General features: G+C 64.5%; 16 protein-coding genes and 1 tRNA gene. 10 read left to right on the top strand and 7 right to left on the bottom strand.

What is annotated here, in order from left to right; all coding sequences use genetic code 11:
- Positions 1-543 precede the first annotated feature (543 nt).
- Both ACT53M_RS06110 and rtcA read left to right on the top strand, forming a co-directional pair.
- Positions 544-1,770 (top strand): RtcB family protein, encoded by a 1,227-nt coding sequence (locus tag ACT53M_RS06110; RefSeq protein ID WP_476232163.1) that lies wholly within the window; start codon positions 544-546, stop codon positions 1,768-1,770.
- Between the two features lie 43 nt (positions 1,771-1,813).
- Complete coding sequence (gene rtcA / locus ACT53M_RS06105; protein WP_476232162.1) at positions 1,814-2,830, top strand: RNA 3'-terminal phosphate cyclase; 1,017 nt, start codon at positions 1,814-1,816, stop codon at positions 2,828-2,830.
- A 61-nt stretch (positions 2,831-2,891) separates the two neighbouring features.
- Here rtcA and ACT53M_RS06100 read toward each other — a convergent pair whose 3' ends face one another.
- From ACT53M_RS06100 to ACT53M_RS06090, 3 genes are all read right to left on the bottom strand, one after another.
- Entirely contained in the window at positions 2,892-3,104 is a 213-nt protein-coding gene (locus tag ACT53M_RS06100; RefSeq protein ID WP_338644086.1) for a helix-turn-helix transcriptional regulator, read from the bottom strand.
- Complete coding sequence (locus ACT53M_RS06095) at positions 3,097-4,425, bottom strand: tyrosine-type recombinase/integrase (protein WP_476232160.1); 1,329 nt, start codon at positions 4,423-4,425, stop codon at positions 3,097-3,099. Before ACT53M_RS06095 ends, ACT53M_RS06100 begins: the two co-directional genes overlap by 8 nt.
- 166 nt (positions 4,426-4,591) lie before the next feature.
- A tRNA-Leu gene (locus ACT53M_RS06090) sits at positions 4,592-4,678 on the bottom strand.
- Between the two features lie 143 nt (positions 4,679-4,821).
- On the opposite strand from ACT53M_RS06090, the gene ACT53M_RS06085 reads away from it, so the two are divergent.
- From ACT53M_RS06085 to gltB, 6 genes are all read left to right on the top strand, one after another.
- Positions 4,822-5,760: a complex I NDUFA9 subunit family protein gene (locus ACT53M_RS06085; RefSeq protein WP_476230297.1), complete on the top strand. Its 939-nt coding sequence runs from the start codon at positions 4,822-4,824 to the stop codon at positions 5,758-5,760.
- Between the two features lie 69 nt (positions 5,761-5,829).
- Positions 5,830-6,636 (top strand): undecaprenyl-diphosphate phosphatase, encoded by an 807-nt coding sequence (locus tag ACT53M_RS06080; RefSeq protein WP_476230296.1) that lies wholly within the window; start codon positions 5,830-5,832, stop codon positions 6,634-6,636.
- A gap of 123 nt (positions 6,637-6,759) precedes the next feature.
- Entirely contained in the window at positions 6,760-8,214 is a 1,455-nt protein-coding gene (locus ACT53M_RS06075; protein ID WP_476232159.1) for an NAD(P)-dependent oxidoreductase, read from the top strand.
- Positions 8,211-8,969 carry a DUF2059 domain-containing protein gene (locus tag ACT53M_RS06070; protein ID WP_476232157.1) on the top strand — a complete coding sequence of 253 codons (759 nt, stop codon included), beginning with the start codon at positions 8,211-8,213 and terminating at the stop codon, positions 8,967-8,969. Before ACT53M_RS06075 ends, ACT53M_RS06070 begins: the two co-directional genes overlap by 4 nt.
- Positions 8,970-9,049: 80 nt before the next feature.
- The gene (locus ACT53M_RS06065) at positions 9,050-9,928 is read left to right on the top strand and encodes a DUF2059 domain-containing protein (RefSeq protein ID WP_476232156.1); all 879 of its coding nucleotides are present in this window, start codon (positions 9,050-9,052) and stop codon (positions 9,926-9,928) included.
- 45 nt (positions 9,929-9,973) lie between these two features.
- Entirely contained in the window at positions 9,974-14,488 is a 4,515-nt protein-coding gene (gltB, locus tag ACT53M_RS06060; RefSeq protein WP_476232155.1) for a glutamate synthase large subunit, read from the top strand.
- A gap of 3 nt (positions 14,489-14,491) precedes the next feature.
- Here gltB and ACT53M_RS06055 read toward each other — a convergent pair whose 3' ends face one another.
- Both ACT53M_RS06055 and ACT53M_RS06050 read right to left on the bottom strand, forming a co-directional pair.
- Entirely contained in the window at positions 14,492-14,860 is a 369-nt protein-coding gene (locus tag ACT53M_RS06055; protein ID WP_476232154.1) for a type II toxin-antitoxin system VapC family toxin, read from the bottom strand.
- 14 nt (positions 14,861-14,874) lie between these two features.
- Positions 14,875-15,123, bottom strand: a complete 249-nt coding sequence (locus ACT53M_RS06050) for a type II toxin-antitoxin system VapB family antitoxin (RefSeq protein ID WP_476232153.1) — start codon at positions 15,121-15,123, stop codon at positions 14,875-14,877.
- A gap of 102 nt (positions 15,124-15,225) precedes the next feature.
- Here ACT53M_RS06050 and ACT53M_RS06045 point away from each other — a divergent pair, with 102 nt between their 5' ends.
- Positions 15,226-15,897: a glutathione S-transferase family protein gene (locus tag ACT53M_RS06045; RefSeq protein WP_476230289.1), complete on the top strand. Its 672-nt coding sequence runs from the start codon at positions 15,226-15,228 to the stop codon at positions 15,895-15,897.
- A gap of 55 nt (positions 15,898-15,952) precedes the next feature.
- Complete coding sequence (locus tag ACT53M_RS06040) at positions 15,953-16,567, top strand: YbhB/YbcL family Raf kinase inhibitor-like protein (RefSeq protein WP_476232151.1); 615 nt, start codon at positions 15,953-15,955, stop codon at positions 16,565-16,567.
- 19 nt (positions 16,568-16,586) lie between these two features.
- Here ACT53M_RS06040 and ACT53M_RS06035 read toward each other — a convergent pair whose 3' ends face one another.
- Positions 16,587-17,444, bottom strand: coding sequence for a glucose 1-dehydrogenase (locus tag ACT53M_RS06035; protein ID WP_476232149.1), 858 nt, complete (start codon positions 17,442-17,444; stop codon positions 16,587-16,589).
- Positions 17,445-17,538: 94 nt separating this feature from the next.
- Positions 17,539-17,664 (bottom strand): hypothetical protein, encoded by a 126-nt coding sequence (locus tag ACT53M_RS06030; RefSeq protein ID WP_476232148.1) that lies wholly within the window; start codon positions 17,662-17,664, stop codon positions 17,539-17,541.
- Positions 17,665-17,901 lie beyond the last annotated feature (237 nt).

Raw genomic sequence — 17,901 nt, 5'->3', positions numbered from 1 at the left:
CTTGCGGTGAAGGGAGATGCGGGTTCGAATCCCGCCGCCGACACGTAGCTTAAGGACCGCGTCTCGCCATCCCTGGTCGCCACGGCAACCCCAATTCACGGCGAATGCCGGGTAAGGACTACATCCTTGCACGATGCAGGTCGCGGGTTCGAATCCCGCCGGGTCCACCACTGCGGGCCCGTAGCTCAGCGGATAGAGCGGCGCCCCTACGGGGGCATGTCTTTCCCACACCTCGTCGCCGCGAACACTTTCAATGCTGGCGAATGCCGACGGGACTACATCGGTAAAGGCCGAAAGGCCGAGCGGTTCGATTCCGCCCCGGAGTGATCCGGCCAGGATCACAAAGGGATGTCTCGTCAAACCTCGTCGCCAGTACCCAACCAACGTCGGCGAATGCCGGCGGGACTACATGGGTAGAGCGCCCGCCCTCGCGGCGGGAGGTCGGTGGTCCGAATCCACCCTCGGAGCAATCCGAAGTAGCTCAGGAAAAATGTCTCGCCACACTTCGTCGCCGACACCATGATGAAACATAGGAGGTCAGCGATGACCGATACGACTTTTGAATTCCAACACATCGAAGGCGGCGTACCGATCAAGATGTGGACACGCGGCGTGCCGGTCGATGACAAGGCCCGCGACCAGCTTTCGCGTGCGGCGAAGATGCCGTTCATCTTCAAGCATGTCGCGGCCATGCCCGACGTGCATGTCGGGATCGGCGCTACCGTCGGTTCGGTGATCCCGACCAAGGGCGCGGTAATCCCGGCGGCCGTTGGCGTGGATATCGGCTGCGGCATGATGGCCGCGCGCACCTCGCTGATGGCGCATGATCTGCCCGACAGCCTGGAAGGCATCCGCTCGGCGATCGAGCAGGCGGTGCCGCACGGGCGCGATGTCGGGCGCGGCAAGCGCGACAAGGGTTCGTGGGGCTCGCCGCCCCCGGCAATTGTCGATGCCTGGGCCGTGCTGGTGCAGCGGTTTGACCGGATCTGCGAGAAGTTTCCGCGGCTGAAGAACACCAACAACCTGGTGCATCTCGGCACGCTGGGGACGGGCAACCACTTCATCGAGCTGTGTCTCGATCAGGAAGCCCGCGTCTGGGTGATGCTCCATTCGGGCTCGCGCGGAGTGGGCAACGCGATCGGTTCGTTCTTCATCGAACTGGCCAAGCAGGACATGCGCAAGTGGCACATCAACCTGCCCGACGAGAACCTTGCCTACTTCCCGGAAGGGACCGACCATTTCGATGACTACGTCGAGGCAGTCGGCTGGGCGCAGGATTTCGCCGCGCTCAACCGCCGCACGATGATGACCAATGTCATCGCCGCGCTGCGGAGCCAGATCGCCAAGCCGTTCGAAGCTGAACTTGAAGCGGTCAACTGCCATCACAACTATGTGACGCGGGAAAACCACTTCGGCGAGAACGTGCTGGTGACCCGCAAGGGGGCGGTGCGCGCGGCCAAGGGTGTGCTGGGGATCATCCCGGGCTCGATGGGGGCGAAGAGCTTCATCGTGCGCGGGTTGGGTAACCCGGAGAGCTTCGACAGCTGCAGCCACGGCGCGGGACGGATCATGTCGCGTACCGAAGCGAAGAAGCTGGTGACGCTCGACGAGCACATCCGCGACACCGAAGGTGTCGAATGCCGCAAGGATGTTGGGGTGATCGACGAAACGCCGAAGGCCTACAAGCCGATCGAAAAGGTGATGGCTGCACAGGCCGATCTTGTGGAGGTCGTGCACACACTGAAGCAGGTGGTCTGCGTGAAGGGGTGACCCCTTTTGCGCAGGCAGCCAACAACTCTTGAATGACAGGGCCATGATTACAATCGACGGATCGGAAGGCGAAGGCGGAGGGCAGATGGTGCGCAATTCGTGCGCGCTATCGCTCGTGACCGGCGAGCCATTCCGGATCAGCAACATACGCGCAAAGCGTTCGAAGCCCGGCCTGATGCGCCAACATGTGACTGCGGTGGAAGCCGCGTGCGTGATTTCGGGTTCGGAATGTGCCGGCCTTGCAGTCGGTGCGTCAGAGCTCGAGTTTCGCCCCGGCCGGGTGATCCCCGGCGAATATCAGTTCGCAGTCGGCACGGCGGGCTCAACCGGCCTCGTGCTCCAGACCGTACTGATGCCGCTGATCCTTGCCGATGGTCCATCGCGCCTCGTTCTCGAAGGGGGCACGCACAACATGCTGGCGCCGCCGTTTGACTTCATCGAGCGCACTTTTCTGCCGGTAATCAATCACATGGGTCCGAGTGTCTCTGCGCGGATCGTTCGGCACGGGTTCTACCCGCGAGGTGGCGGACGGATCGAAGTCGACATCACGCCTGCGCCCATATTGCCGGTCGACTGCCTCGACCGAGGCGATCCTGTGGGCGTTAACGCGCAAACGATCTTCACTGGCCTGCCGTTCGAGATTGCGGAGCGCATGTTGACGCGCGCGAAGCGCGACCTTGCTGACTGGCCCGCCGACGCCTTCGCGGTTCGGGAGTTATCTCCAGAACAGGGGCCGGGAGTGATTCTGATGCTGGAGGCGCGCTATGCCAATGTCAGCGAAGTCGTCAGCGGCTTTGGCCAGCTCGGCGTGCCTGCCGAACGGCTGGCGAAGACAACGGCCGCGCGCATGAAAGGCTATGTTGAAAGTGAGGCATTTGCCGGGCCCTATCTCGCCGACCAGCTAGTTCTGCCTTTCGTATTGGCGGGAGCTGGGCGATTTTCAACCGTGAAGCCCACCCAGCACACGCTGACTGCGATCGACATTGCGCGCCGCTTTACTGGAAGGCGGATAGAACTTGTCCAGCAGTCGCGTGGTGAGCATGTGCTGACGGTGGGATAGGTAGAGGATTTTTTGCTCGAACGGTGCCAGACGACCTTCGGAATTCATCGGCTTCGGCAGATCAAGTCCGCTCGAGAATCCACGAATTGATATCTTCTTCCGCCCAGGCAACGGCATAGCCACCAAGCTGAACCGGTTTCGGGAACTTTCCTTCGGCCATCCACCGGTAGATTGTGGATCGACCGAGGCCGACCCGATGCTGGACCTCCTTTAGCCGAATGAGACGGGTGATCCTGCGTTGCTCGGGTGGGGCCAATGGTTCTGTTTCAGCCATGACGCCCTCCGAAGCCCGTGCTGCCTTCACCCAGCAGGGCATCCTTGCGTTCGAGCTCGTCGATGTGATCAGCGAGCAGCCTCGCCACCCGGTGGGCGGTTCTTCCCGCAAACGCGCCCTTGATGACCTTGCCGCCCTCCCGGATCGTATCGAGGTAGTCGCTCCACCACTGCGCCATGCGGACACGTTCCTCCCAGTGCTTGCCGCGGTGATAAACACCGCGAACAGCATTACTGTCACCGTGCGCCAAGCCGCGTTCAATCGCGTCCGGATTCCAGAGGCCGCTTTCATTCAGCATGGTGGAGGCCGTAGCCCGAAGACCATGCGCGGTGACTTCGTCCTTCGTGAAACCCATCCGCCGGAAAGCGGCGTTCAAGGTGTTTTCGCTCATCGGGCGGACGGACGCGCGGGCTGACGGAAACACGTACCCTTCAGTGCCGACCATCTCGGCAAGTTCTTTGAGATACCCGACTACCTGTTTGGACAACGGCACGGCATGAGGGCGGCGCGCCTTCATCTTTCCTTCTGGGATGCGCCAGACGCCTTCTTCGAGGTCGATCTCTTTCCAATCGGCATGCCGCAGCTCGCCAGGGCGTACAAAGACATGGGGTGCAATGAGTAAGGCGTACCGGGTGATGAAGTTGCCAGTGTAGTCCTGGATCGCACGGAGCAGCCCACCAAGATCCTTCGGCTCAAGGATCGCTGCATAGTGCTTTGCCTTGGGCGTGATCAGCGCCCCGCGGAGCATCGTCGTCGGGTCGCCTTTGCAGCGCGTCGTGGCAACTCCATAGCGAAACACGCGGCTCGCAAAGGATCGGGTCTTTTTGGCGGTCTCGTGCTTGCCCTTCGCTTCGAGGCGCTTGAGGGGAGCCAGCACCTCGAACGGCTCAATCTCATCGATCGGACGGCTGCCGATGGCGGCCGTCAGCTGGTCGAGGAAGAAGTTGGCCTTGATGATGGTCGCATCCGCGCGACCGTTCTGCACCATCATCTCATCGATGTACTCGCGTGCCACCGCTTCGAATGTCTGGGCGGAAAGGAATTCCGAACGGATCTTCTGCTTGCGCTTCTCCATCGCCGGGTCACCGCCCGCCGCGACTTTGACCCGCGCCTCATAAGCCGCTTGGCGTGCGTCCTTGATATTGATTTCGGGATAGGAGCCGATCGAGAGCTTCTTTTCAACGGTGCCGATTCGATAGCGGAATCGCCAAAGTTTTCCGCCCGATGGAGACACCTCGATGTACAATCCGCGGTCGTCGGCGACCTTGTACGGTTTGTCCTTTGGCTTGAGTGCGCGAAGCCGGGTTTCGGTCAGAGGCATGGGCGGGCCTTTTCCCAATGTGGTTTTCGCAAAGGCCCGTAAAAGGCCCGCAAAAATGTGCGGAACCCCCGAGAAAAGGCGGGACGATCCGGCACGATCCAAGGGCCAATTCCCTTGGATTTCTGCGGGTTTAATACACTTGCTGGGTTCTTCTGAGAAGAACAAATGGTGCCCAGAAGAGGACTCGAACCTCCACGACCTTGCGATCGCCAGCACCTGAAGCTGGTGCGTCTACCAATTCCGCCATCTGGGCACGGGGTAGGCCGGCGCCTCTAGTGGAGCATCGGCGGGGTTGTCAACCGGCATGTCGCACAAAAATAACAACGGCACGCGCCGCTTGCCGTTTGGCGCGGCAGGCGGCATGGGGAAGCGCTTGCGAAGATCATTGAGGCTGAGATGAAGGACAGGCTGGTAACGCTGATCGGCGGCGGGGGCTTTCTGGGGCGCTACGTCACGCAGGAGCTGCTGAGCGCGGGTGCGCGGGTGCGCATCGTCGAGCGCCGGCCGCGCGACGCCTGGTTCCTGAAGCCGCTGGGCGGCCTGGGCCAGACCCAGTTCGTCGCCGGTGACGTGACGAAGCCGCAGACGCTGGCACGCGCACTGCAGGGCTCCGACGCGGTCGTGAATCTGGTCGGCGTGCTAAAGGGCGACTTCCAGGGCATCCATGTCGATGGCGCCCGCAATGCCGCCGCAGCCGCAGCCGCCGCAGGGGCGAGCGCCTTCGTGCAGATTTCCGCACTGGGTGCCGATCCGCACTCGCCGTCCGCCTATGGCCGTACCAAGGCCGAGGGCGAGGCGGCCGTGCTGGCAGCATTCCCCGGTGCCACCATTCTGCGTCCCTCGATTCTGTTCGGGCGCGAGGATGCGTTCGTCAATCGCTTCGCCGGGATGATTGCCGGTGCGCCGGTCGTGCCGGTGATCCGCGGCGAAACCCGCTTCCAGCCGGTCTATGTCGTCGATGCTGCGCAGGCTGTGGCAGCGGCGCTGGCGGACCCGCAGGCGCATGCCGGCAAAACCTATGCGCTGGGCGGCCCCGATGTGCTGAGCATGGCCGGCCTGATGCGCTGGATCGGCGAGGCGATCGGCCGCACGCCGTGCCTGATCGCGCTGCCCGATTCGCTGGGCGGGCTGATCGCCTCGTTCGGCTTCCTGCCAGGCGCGCCGATCACGCGCGACCAGTTTGCGATGCTCAAGGCCGATAATGTCGTGCCGGAAGGCGCCGAAGGGCTTGCCGCGCTGGGCGTACATGCCACGCCGCTGGCGAGCGTGGCGCCGGGCTGGCTGGTGCGGTTCCGCCGCGCCGGGCGGTTCAGCCGTTTCGGCACCGCCGCCTGATCCTGACATTCCCGCGCGGGGCGCCCTCGCGCGGGGTCGCCCTGGCGCCTGTTTCCAGAAGGGCCTGCCATGAGCGAAATGCTGGTCGCCATCCTGCTCGGCATTGTCGAGGGCGTCACCGAATTCCTGCCGGTCTCCTCGACCGGCCACCTGATCCTCGCCAGCGAGCTGATGGGCTATGATTCGGCGCGCTGGGCGATGTTCAACGTCGTCATCCAGTTGGGCGCGATCCTGGCGGTGGTGGTGCTCTACTGGCGCACCTTCTGGGCGGTGCTGGAGGGGCTGATCCGGCTGAATCCGGTGTCGATCCGGTTCGTCCGCAACCTGCTGATCGCGTTCCTGCCAGCGGCGGTAATCGGCCTTGCGCTGCACAAGCATATCGAGGCGCTGCTCGGCAAACCGCAGGTGGTTGCCTGGGCGCTGATCGTTGGCGGCGTGGCCATTCTGGTCGTCGAGCGGCTGGCCAAGTCGGCGACGGTGCACGGTATCGCCGAAATCCCGATGGTCCGCGCCGTCGGCATCGGCTTCATCCAGTGCCTGGCGATGGTGCCCGGCGTCAGCCGTTCGGGCGCAACGATCATGGGCGCACTGTCGCTGGGCGTCGAGCGGCGCACGGCGGCGGAGTTCAGCTTCTTTCTCGCCATCCCGACAATGCTGGGCGCGACGGTGCTCGAGCTGGTCAAGAATCGCGAGATGATCGTCACCAGCGGCATCGGCTGGGGGGAGATCGGCGTCGGCTTCCTCGTTGCGTTCATCGTCGCGCTGGCCGTCATCAAATGGTTCGTCGGCATCGTCAGCAAACATGGCTTCACGCCCTTCGCGGTCTATCGAATCGTGGCGGGCGTTGCGGCACTGATCTGGCTGGGGATGCGATAAGGCCGAATCGGACCTAATTTGATGGGTTTTTTGTCGGGCGTGCATCAAAAATAGGCCCTGGAGGCTTCATGGGTCAGTATTGCTGCCTTTTTATTGCCGTCGCTCTCCGATAGGGGGGGCGACATGGCTGATGATGCGATGCTGAAATTCGTCGGGCGTGGACAGGCCTATCCGGCCAAGCGCCCTGCTGCGATCCGCGCGGAAGACTTTCGCGAGATTGCGGAGCGCTATGCCGTGCCCGATGCCGAGGCGCAGGCGGGGCGCTGCTCGCAATGCGGCGTGCCGTATTGCTCGGTGCATTGCCCGCTGCACAATCACATTCCCGATTGGCTGCGCCTGACCGCTGAGGGGCGGCTGCGCGAGGCCTATCAGCTGTCGAACAGCACCTCGACCATGCCGGAAATCTGCGGCCGCATCTGCCCGCAGGACCGGCTGTGCGAAGGCAATTGCGTGATTGAATTCTCGGGCCATGGATCGGTGACGATCGGCTCGGTCGAAAAGTTCATCACCGATACCGCCTGGGCCGAAGGCTGGGTGGAGCCGGTGCAGGTCGGCCCTGACCGCGGCCAGTCGGTCGGTATCATCGGCGCCGGCCCGGCGGGGCTGGCGGCGGCCGAATATCTGCGCGGCTATGGCTATGCGGTGCATGTCTATGACCGCTACGACCGGTCGGGCGGACTGCTCACTTACGGCATCCCCGGCTTCAAGCTGGAAAAGGATGTGGTGATGCGCCGCATCCAGCGGCTGGAGGAAGGCGGCATCGTCTTCCACCGCAATTTCGATGTCGGCCGCGATGCGAGCCTGGACGAGCTGCGCGCGCGCCACGACGCGATCCTGATCGCCACCGGCGTGTACAAGCCGCGCGGCATCAAGGCGCCGGGCGTCGGCGCGAAGGGTGTCGTCGACGCACTCGACTATCTGACGGCGTCGAACCGCAAGAGCTTCGGCGACAGCGTGCCGGCGTTCGAGGATGGCAGCCTGAACGCGGCCGGCAAGAATGTGGTCGTGGTCGGCGGCGGCGATACGGCGATGGACTGCGTCCGCACCGCGATCCGCCAGGGTGCGGCCTCGGTAAAGTGCCTCTATCGCCGCGACCGGGCGAACATGCCCGGCTCGCAGCGCGAAGTCGCCAATGCCGAGGAGGAAGGCGTCGAGTTCGTCTGGCTCTCCGCACCCGAGGCCTTCGATGGTGCCGAGCAGGTGACGGGCGTGCGCGCGTCGAAGATGCGGCTGGGCGCGCCCGATGCGTCGGGCCGCCGCGCGCCGGAAGTCGACCCGGGCGGCAATTTCCAGCTGCCGGCTGATCTGGTCATCAAGGCGCTGGGTTTCGAGCCCGAGGATCTGCCCAAGCTGTTCGGCGCCGAGGAACTGGGCGTCACCCGCTGGGGAACGCTGCGCACCGACGGCAAGACGATGATGACCAGCCTGGACGGCGTGTTCGCTGCCGGCGACATCGTGCGGGGGGCGAGCCTGGTGGTGTGGGCGATCCGCGACGGCCGCGACGTGGCGGCGCATATGCATGGCTGGATGAAGGCGCGGGCCAAGGCGGAGGCTGCGGCCGACGCGGTGGCGGCATGACGCTGCCGGGGGCGGTCCGCATGCTGCTTGCGGGATTCCTGCTCGTCGCGACGCTGCCAGTGGCTGCGACAGCGCAGACGGCGGCGCCGACCACCAAGGTCGCAGAGGCGCCCGATCCTGCCCGGCTGGCCATCGCCCAGGGGCTGGCCGATCAGCTTGTCCAGAACGGCATGTACAAGCGGATGATGGGGGCCAATTTCGACAAAATGATGCAGGCGATGATGGGGACGGCTGGCAATATGCCGCTCCGCCAGTTCGCCGTCGCCGCTGGCGCAAGCGAAGAAGAGGCCGGTGAACTGGGCGACGCCACGCTCCGCGATCTGGCGGAAATCTATGACCCCTATTGGGAAGAGCGCCAGCAGCGCCTGTTACACGCTGTGACGGCCGGTATGGGCGATCTCATGTCTTCGATGGAGCCGCGTGTGCGCGCCGGCCTCGCCCGCGCCTACGCCCGGGAATATAGCCTGGCCGAGCTGCAGGAATTGCAGCGCTTCTTCGCGACCCCGGCGGGCGGGCATTATGCGCGCACATCGATGGAGCTGATGATGGGACCGGACATGGCGCAGACCATGGCCGAAGCGATGCCGGAGTTGATGAAGGCAATGCCGGCCATGTTCGCCAAGGCGCAGGAGGCTGTTCAGGATCTGCCGCCACCGCGCAAGACGGAGGATCTGACTCCCGCTGAGCGCGAGCAGGTGGCGGAACTGCTAGGCCGCAAGAAGCCTTCGCCGGCGCAGTCGAAGGACAAGAAGTGATGCCGTTCCTTTTCCCTTCTGCTCGCGGCGGCACTTTTCGTCCTATGCGCGGTCCTGCCCGGCTTTTGGCCTTAGTCTCGGTGGCCGTGCTCGCAATGGGCCAGGCGCAGGCGCAGGCGCAGGATGGCGGGGCGAAGAAGGGTAATGCCTCTCGCCCGGTGACGACCGTTGTTGTCCCGCCACCCGCGCCCGCGCTGCCATCGGCGGAAAGCTTCGGTCCGCCGGATGCCAACCGTATCGCATCGGGCCGCAAGCTCGCGGCATTGCTCAACGGTGACGCGGTTACCAGGATCCAGCTCGAGAAGCTGCTGACCCAGACGCTGCCGCAACAGATGCGGCAGGATCCCAGTCTCGCGGCTGCGGAGCAGAAGTTTCCCGGTCTTATAAAGCATGTGATCGATGCGATGCGTCCGATGATGGCCCGCAATCTGCGGGAAACGCTGCCGCGCCTCACCGACGCCATCGGCGATCTCTACGCGCGCGAACTCGATGCCGATGCGCTGGAAGAGGCGCTGGAATTCTACCAGAGCGATGCTGGCGCCGCCGTGATCCAGGGCGCCGCCCAGGAAGGCGATCTGAGCGCGCTGGTGAAGGACGCGCAGGCGGGCTCCGGCCAGATTTCGGAAGACGCCGTGAAGCAGACGATGGCCGGCAATGCGGCCGGCGCCATTGCCTCGCTGTCGCAGACCGACCGGTCGGAATTGCTGCGTTTCGCCTTCTCGCGGTCCGGCCGTTTGCTGGCCCGGGCAAACCAGCATGTCGCGCCCGTCGTATCCGGCATTTCCAATGCGCAGACGGCCGCGCACCGCGCCGAGTTCGAGGAAGTCGGTCGCAAGTCGGCGATCGAGTATATCACCCAGTATCAGGCCGCGCATGGCGAAGGCGCCAAGGACAAGGCCCACCCTGCTGCCCCCGCGCCGCAGGCGCCGCCGCATGGCAAGGACAAGCCGGCGGGCTGATCGCACCGCCTCGCCGCAACGAAGCACGAAGATTTGAGAGACGATATGGACCAGACCAAGCTCAGCGCCGAACGTGCGCGCCTTGCCCGCGAAGGCATGTACCGCCCCGAATTTGAAGGCGATGCTTGTGGCGTGGGCATGATCGCGGCGACCGACGGCCAGTCGTCGCGCCGCGTCGTCCAGTCGGCGATCGATGCGCTGAAGGCCGTGTGGCACCGCGGCGCGGTGGACGCCGATGGCAAGACCGGCGACGGCGCCGGCATCCATGTCGATCTGCCGCTGCGTTTCTTTGACGAGGCGATTGCGGCAAGTGGCCACCGGGTGCTGCCGCGCCGGCTCGCGGTGGGCATGATCTTCCTGCCGCGCACCGATTTGGGCGCGCAGGAAACCTGCCGTACGATCGTCGAAAGCGAGATCATCGAGGCGGGCTACACCATCTATGGCTGGCGCCAGGTGCCGGTCGACGTGTCGGTGATCGGCATGAAGGCGCAGGCGACCCGGCCCGAGATCGAGCAGATCATGATCGCGGGGCCGGCACCGGATGAAATGGACGCCGCCGAGTTCGAGCGCCAGCTCTACCTGATCCGCCGTCGCATCGAAAAGCGGGTGATCGCGGCGCAGGTCGGCGGCTTCTATATCTGCTCGCTGTCGTGCCGCTCGATCATCTACAAGGGGCTGTTCCTCGCGGAGTCGCTGTCGGACTTCTATCCCGACCTCAAGGATTCGCGCTTCGAGAGCCGCGTCGCGATCTTCCACCAGCGCTATTCGACCAACACCTTCCCGCAATGGTGGCTGGCGCAGCCGTTCCGCTGCCTGGCGCATAACGGCGAAATCAACACGATCCGCGGCAACCAGAACTGGATGCGCAGCCACGAGATCAAGATGGCGAGCATCGCGTTCGGTGAGCAGAGCGAGGACATCAAGCCGGTGATCCCGGCGGGTGCGTCCGACACCGCCGCGCTCGACGCGGTGTTCGAGGCGATCTGCCGCTCAGGCCGCGATGCGCCCACCGCCAAGCTGATGCTGGTGCCGGAAGCGTGGACCGCCGATGTGCCGGCGTCGCATCAGGCGATGTACCAGTATCTGGCGAGCGTGATGGAGCCGTGGGACGGCCCCGCCGCGCTGGCGATGACCGACGGTCGGTGGGCCGTGGCGGGCATGGACCGCAACGCGCTGCGTCCGTTGCGCTATACCCAGACTTCGGACGGGTTGCTGATCGTCGGATCGGAAACCGGCATGGTCGCGGTGGCGGAGGCGAATGTCGTCGCCAAGGGCCGGCTAGGGCCCGGCGAAATGATCGCCGTGGACCTCGACCAGGGCAAGCTGTTCAACGATCGCGCGATCAAGGACCAGATTGCGGGTGAGGCGGACTATGCCGCGATGGTGCAGGGCTTCCTGACGGTCGACGATCTGCCCGCCGCGCCGGAAGAGACCTATTATGACCGCGCCGAGCTGACGCGCCGCCAGGTCGCCGCCGGCCAGTCGCTGGAGGATATGGAACTGATCCTCGCGCCCATGGTGGAAACCGCCAAGGAAGCGATCGGGTCGATGGGCGACGACACGCCGCTGGCGGTGATTTCGGACAAGCCGCGCCTCATCAGCCAGTTCTTCCGGCAGAATTTCAGCCAGGTCACCAACCCGCCGATCGACCCGTTGCGCGAACGGCATGTGATGTCGCTGAAGACGCGCTTCGGCAATCTGGCCAACATCCTCGATACCGAGGGGAGCGGCAGCCCGGTGCTGGTGCTGGAAAGCCCGGTGCTGACCAATGCCGACTGGCACCGGCTGCGTGCGCATTTCGGGGGCCAGGCTGCCGAAATCGACTGCACTTTCCCCGCCGATGGCGACCCCGAATCGCTGAAGGCGGCGATCAAGCGCATCCGCTATGAGGCCGAGCAGGCGGTGCGCGCCGGCTGCACCGAATTGTTCCTGACCGACGAGCATTGCGGGCCTGACAAGGTCGCTATTGCCGGCGTGCTGGCGGCGGCGGCGGTGCATACGCATCTCGTCCGGCGCGGCCTGCGCTCCTATGCCAGCGTCAACATCCGCACCGCCGAGTGCCTCGATACCCATTATTATGCGGTGCTGATCGGCGTCGGCGCGACCACGGTGAACGCCTATCTGGTCGAAGCGACGATCGCCGATCGTCAGGCGCGCGGCCTGTTCGGCGATCTCAGCCTTGCCGATTGCCTCAAGCGGCATCGCAAGGCGATCGACGAAGGGCTGCTCAAAATCCTGTCGAAGATGGGCATCGCGGTCATCAGCTCCTATCGCGGCGGCTATAATTTCGAGGCGGTGGGGCTCAGCCGCGCGCTGGTGAACGATCTGTTCCCCGGCATGCCGGCCAAGATTTCGGGCGAAGGCTATGCCTCGCTGCATCTTTCGGCGCGGCTGCGGCACGATGCTGCCTATGACGCGGCAGTGGCGACGCTGCCGGTCGGCGGCTTCTATCGCCAGCGCCATGGCGGCGAGGCGCATGCCTATTCGGCGCAGCTGATGCACCTGTTGCAGACGGCGGTGTCGACCGACAGCTATTCGAGCTATCTGGCCTTTTCGCGCGGCGTGCGCGATCTGCCGCCGGTCTATCTGCGCGACCTGCTCGAGTTCAATTTTCCGGAAAGCGGCGTATCGATCGATCAGGTCGAGGCGATCACGGAGATCCGCAAGCGCTTCGTCACGCCGGGCATGTCGCTGGGTGCCCTCAGCCCCGAGGCGCATGAGACGCTGGCGATCGCGATGAACCGCATCGGCGCGCGCGCGGTGTCCGGCGAAGGCGGCGAGGACAAGAGCCGCTACACGCCGTACGACAATGGCGACAATGCCAATTCGAGCATCAAGCAGGTCGCATCCGGCCGGTTCGGCGTCACTGCCGAATATCTGAACGCCTGTGACGAGATCGAGATCAAGGTGGCCCAGGGCGCCAAGCCCGGCGAGGGCGGCCAGTTGCCGGGCTTCAAGGTCACCGAGTTCATCGCCAGGCTGCGCCATGCGACGCCGGGGGTGATGCTGATCTCGCCGCCGCCGCACCACGATATCTATTCGATCGAGGATCTGGCGCAGCTGATCTACGATCTGAAGCAGATCAATCCGCGCGCCCGGGTGTGTGTGAAGCTGGTCAGCTCGGCCGGCATCGGCACCGTCGCGGCCGGCGTGGCCAAGGCGCATGCGGACGTCATCCTGGTCGCCGGCCATACCGGCGGCACCGGCGCGTCGCCCTTCACCTCGATCAAATATGCCGGCACGCCCTGGGAAATGGGCCTGTCGGAGGTCAACCAGACGCTCACGCTCAACGGCCTGCGCGGCCGCATCAAGCTGCGCACCGATGGCGGCCTCAAGACCGGGCGGGACATCGTCATCGCCGCGATCCTCGGCGCCGAGGAATTCGGCATCGGCACGCTCAGCCTGGTGGCGATGGGCTGCATCATGGTCCGCCAGTGCCATTCGAACACCTGCCCGGTGGGCGTCTGCACGCAGGACGAGCGGTTGCGCGCCAAGTTCGTCGGCACGCCGGAAAAGGTCATCAACCTGATGACCTTCATCGCCGAGGAAGTGCGCGAGATCCTGGCGAAGCTGGGCTGCAAGAGCCTCGACGAGGTGATCGGCCGCACCGAACTGCTCCGCCAGGTCAGCCGCGGCGCGGAGCATCTCGACGATCTCGACCTCAACCCGATCCTCGCCAAGGTGGATGCGGACGATGCCGAGCGGCGCTTCAGCCTCAGCACCTTCCGCAACGACGTGCCGGACAGCCTCGACGCGCAGATGATCAAGGACGCCGCACCGGTGTTCGCGCGTGGCGAGAAGATGCAGCTGACCTATTCGGTGCGGAACACGCATCGTGCGGTCGGCACCCGGCTGTCGTCGGAGGTGACCAACACCTTTGGTATGTCTTCGCTGGCGGACGGGCATGTCCATGTTCGCTTGCGCGGCTCCGCGGGCCAGTCGCTCGGCGCCTTCCTGTGCAAGGGCATCACGCTCGAAGTGTTCGGCGACGCCAATGACTATGTCGGCAAGGGGCTCTCCGGCGGCGTGATCGTGGTACGGCCGATGGTCAGCTCGCCGATCGAATCGTGGAACAACACGATTATCGGCAACACCGTCCTCTATGGCGCGACCTCGGGCCGGCTGTTCGCGGCCGGTCAGGCGGGCGAGCGCTTCGCGGTGCGCAATTCCGGCGCCGAAGTGGTGGTTGAAGGCTGCGGCGCGAACGGCTGCGAGTACATGACCGGCGGCACTGCCGTGGTGCTGGGCCGGGTCGGCATGAACTTCGGCGCGGGCATGACTGGCGGCATGGCCTTCGTCTACGACGTCGATGGCAGCTTCGAACGGCACGCCAACCCGGAGAACATCTCCTGGCAGCGTGTCGCTTCGAGTAATTGGGAAGCGAAGCTGCGCAGCCTGGTCGAGGCGCATGCCGAGGCGACCGACAGCAAATGGTCCACCGGCCTGCTCGAGGACTGGGAGCGCGAACTGGGCAAGTTCTGGCAGGTCGTGCCGAAGGAAATGCTCACCCGCTTGCCTTATCCGCTGGATGACAGCGTGGAAGCGGTAGCTGCGGAATAAGCCTCAATCGAGGGCGGCGACGACGTCGGTGTGGCGGAAGTCGTCGCCCTTGAAGAGCAGCGGACAGCCCGCGATTGCGGCGACGGCATAAGCCATGCAGTCACCATAGTTGAGCCGGGCGAGGTGGCGCCCCTTGCCGAAGCGATCGAACGCTTCGGCCGCAGCCGCAAGATGCTTCGGCGTAAATGCCACGATGTCGAAGGGCGGCTGCGCCAGCAATATCGCGCCTGCGTCTGCCGCCTTCCGGGTGGATTGCCCGAGAACGACCATTCGGAACTCGAGCGCGGTCGGCGCACCGAGCAGGACACGATCCTGACGCTCGATGCAGGCGGCAATTTTCTCCGCCTCAGGTTCCGCGAAGAGCAGCGCCACCAGCGCCGACGTGTTTATGGCAATCTCTGCGGCAGGCCATGCGCGTCATAGCCGAGGATCTCGTCGGCACTATACTCGTTGCGTGGTTCACGTACGGCGGTTGCCTGTGCCTCGCGGAGATGATCGCGAAAGGAAGCGGCCTCTTCGCGGTCGATTGCCGCGCTGACTGCCAGCCTGATCGCCGCCGTATAGCTGACGCCCTTGGCCCGTGCGTAGCGGCGTACCAGCCGGTCGGTCTCTTCGTCCTTGATGCTGAGCGCCATTGCGCGGCTCCATTCTAGAATGGTATCTCGAAAATATAGAATGCCCGCAATTGTTACAACGGCTCTTCCCCCTCCCGACTCCGCGCCTTAAGGCTGTCGGGCATGTGGCAGCTCTATCAGTTTCCCCTATGCCCCTTTTCGCGGAAGGTCCGGCTCCTGCTGGCGGAGAAAGGCGTCGGCTATGAGCCGGTGCGCGAGTCGCCCTGGCTTAGGCGTGACGAGTTTCTCGACCTGAACCCGACCGGCCAGACGCCGGTGATGGTCGATACCGAGCGGCGGGTGACGCTGATCGACTCCACCGTGATCTGCGAGTTCTTCGAGGAGACGGTGAACAAGAATGCCATGCTCAACGGCACCGCCGTCGATCGCGCCGAGATCCGGCGGCTGGTCGTGTGGTTCGAGCATCATTTCTATGGCGACATCACTGCGCCACTGCTCCACGAGCGGATGATCAAGCGGCTGGTCTATCGCCAGGCGCCCGACGCCAAGGTGCTGCGCGAGGCGATGAAGGCGGCAGTCGGCCATCTCGATTATATCGACTTTCTGCTCGATCACCGAACCTGGCTGGCCGGCGCGACGATGAGCCTTGCCGATCTGGCGGCGGCGGCACAGATTTCGATCGCCGACTATCTGGGCGGAATCGACTGGAAGAGCCACGAGCTCGCCAAGCGTTGGTATATCGGCATGAAGAGCCGCCCCAGCTTTCGCCAGCTGCTGACCGAGCGGATGGAGGGGATCACCCCACCTGCCGATTACGAGAAGCTCGACCTCTGAAGCGGGGATAATCGCGGGCTGAGACGCGTTTGGCAGCGAAACGGGAGAGTCCGCAATGCTCGAACATGTACCGCATTGGTTGGGAAGCGCGATGAAGGGGCTGCGAGCCGGCGCCAGAAAGCTGGCGATCGTCCAGCCCGAACTTGGCAGTTTCGAGGTGCTGCACCTCGCCAGCCCGGCCTTCGCCAATGGCGGCAGGTTGCCGGAGCGGTTTACAGCAGATGGCGAGGGCATTTCGCCGCCGCTGTTCTGGACAGAAGTGCCGGAAGGCACCGAATGCCTGGCGCTGATCGTCGAGGACCCCGATGCCCCCGCGCCGCAGCCACTTGTGCATGCGGTGGTATGGGGTTTGCCGGTCGACGGCGACCTGAAAGAGGGCGCCATCCGGGCCGATGGCGCAGGCGTTGCGGAGGGGGCCGACATCGGCCGCAACAGCTATCTTGGCGAAGGCTGGCTGCCGCCCGACCCGCCGACCGGCCATGGTCCGCACCATTATGCGTTTCAGCTGTTTGCGCTCAGTGGCGGCTGTGAAATCGGCGAGAATCCTGGCCGCAGCGCGATGGTGAAAGCGATGGCGGGGCATGTGCTCGCCGCGGGCCTGCTAACCGGCGTCTATTCGCGGGGTGAGGAAGCACCCACCGCACCCGTCGGCGAGGCTGCGCCGGTGTGACGCCGGCGCAGCACCCGTCTCAACCGTTCACGATCGTGCCGCCGTTCGGGTGCAGGACCTGTCCCGACATATAACTCGCATCGTCGCACGCCAGGAACAGGAAAGCGGGCGCAACCTCATTGGGCTGGCCGGGCCGGCCCATGGGCACGCTTTCCCCGAAATGCGCGAGCTTTTCGGGCGACGCGCCGCCGCTTGGATTAAGCGGCGTCCAGATCGGCCCCGGAGCCACCGCATTCACGCGAATGCCCTTTTCGATGAGGTTCATCGACAGGCTGCGGGTGAAGGCGGTGATTGCGCCCTTGGTTGCGCTGTAGTCGAGCAGTTCTGGTTCGCCCTGGTACATCGTTACCGAGGTGCAGTTCACAATGGCTGCGCCCGATTTTAGATGCGGAGACGCGGCCTGTACCATGAAGAACATGCCGAAGATGTTCGTCTGGAAGGTGCGTCGCAGCTGTTCCTCGGTAATGTCGGTAATGTCCTTATCGGGATGCTGTTCACCCGCATTGTTGACGAGGACGTCGATGCGGCCGAACCGGTCGATCACTTGGCGGATGACCTCTTCGCAGAAATTCTTGTCGCCGATATCGCCGGCGATGGTCAGCGCCCGCCGGCTTTCCGCGCGGACGATGTCGGCGGTGTCCTCGGCGTCCTGATGCTCGTTCAGATAGACGATCGCCACGTCGGCGCCCTCGCGGGCGTACAGGGCCGCGACGGCCCGGCCGATGCCGCTGTCGGCGCCGGTAATAACGGCCACCTTGTCCTTCAGCCGGCCGGAGCCGGGATAGCGCGGCTGCCATTGGGGTTTGGGGTCGAGCATGTGCTCCTCGCCGGGGAGGGCGTCTTCATGGACTCGCTCGATAAGGTCGGGGTCGGGCATCGGCACTTCTCCGGTGCGTGGAGGGGGTGTGCCGAGAACCGGTAGGAAAGGCTTGTTGTTCCACGGCTTGGGGCCGCCGGAGCGGTCGCAGGGATCAGCCGAGAAAGCTGGAGCCCTGCAAACCGCTGCCGAGGATGACAATGGTGGTGATCGCGAAGGAAAGGGCGGCGATCACCACGCTATAGGCCGGGAATATCCGGTCCTGGTTCCGCGCGTTCATGCGATGTGCACGGTTGGGATAGAATAGACCATCAGCGCGACGGTGAAAAGAACGGCGCCGAAAGCGGCAACGCTGCGCTGGAACGAGTCGATACGAGCAGTCATGATAGGCACTCCCTGATGTCGGTCCGGACCGTTCCAGACCATGCCGGGAGTTTTGCAGGGTCCGTGCCAAATTACGAAAATGTTAGAAGACCGCGGTTTCTTCGACGGCGCACTTGCCAATGTCGTAAAAATT

Source organism: Sphingomonas sp. DMC6, assembly GCF_056314225.1.
Note: the sequence above shows the minus strand (reverse complement) of the source record. Positions and strands in the feature narration are given on the sequence as shown.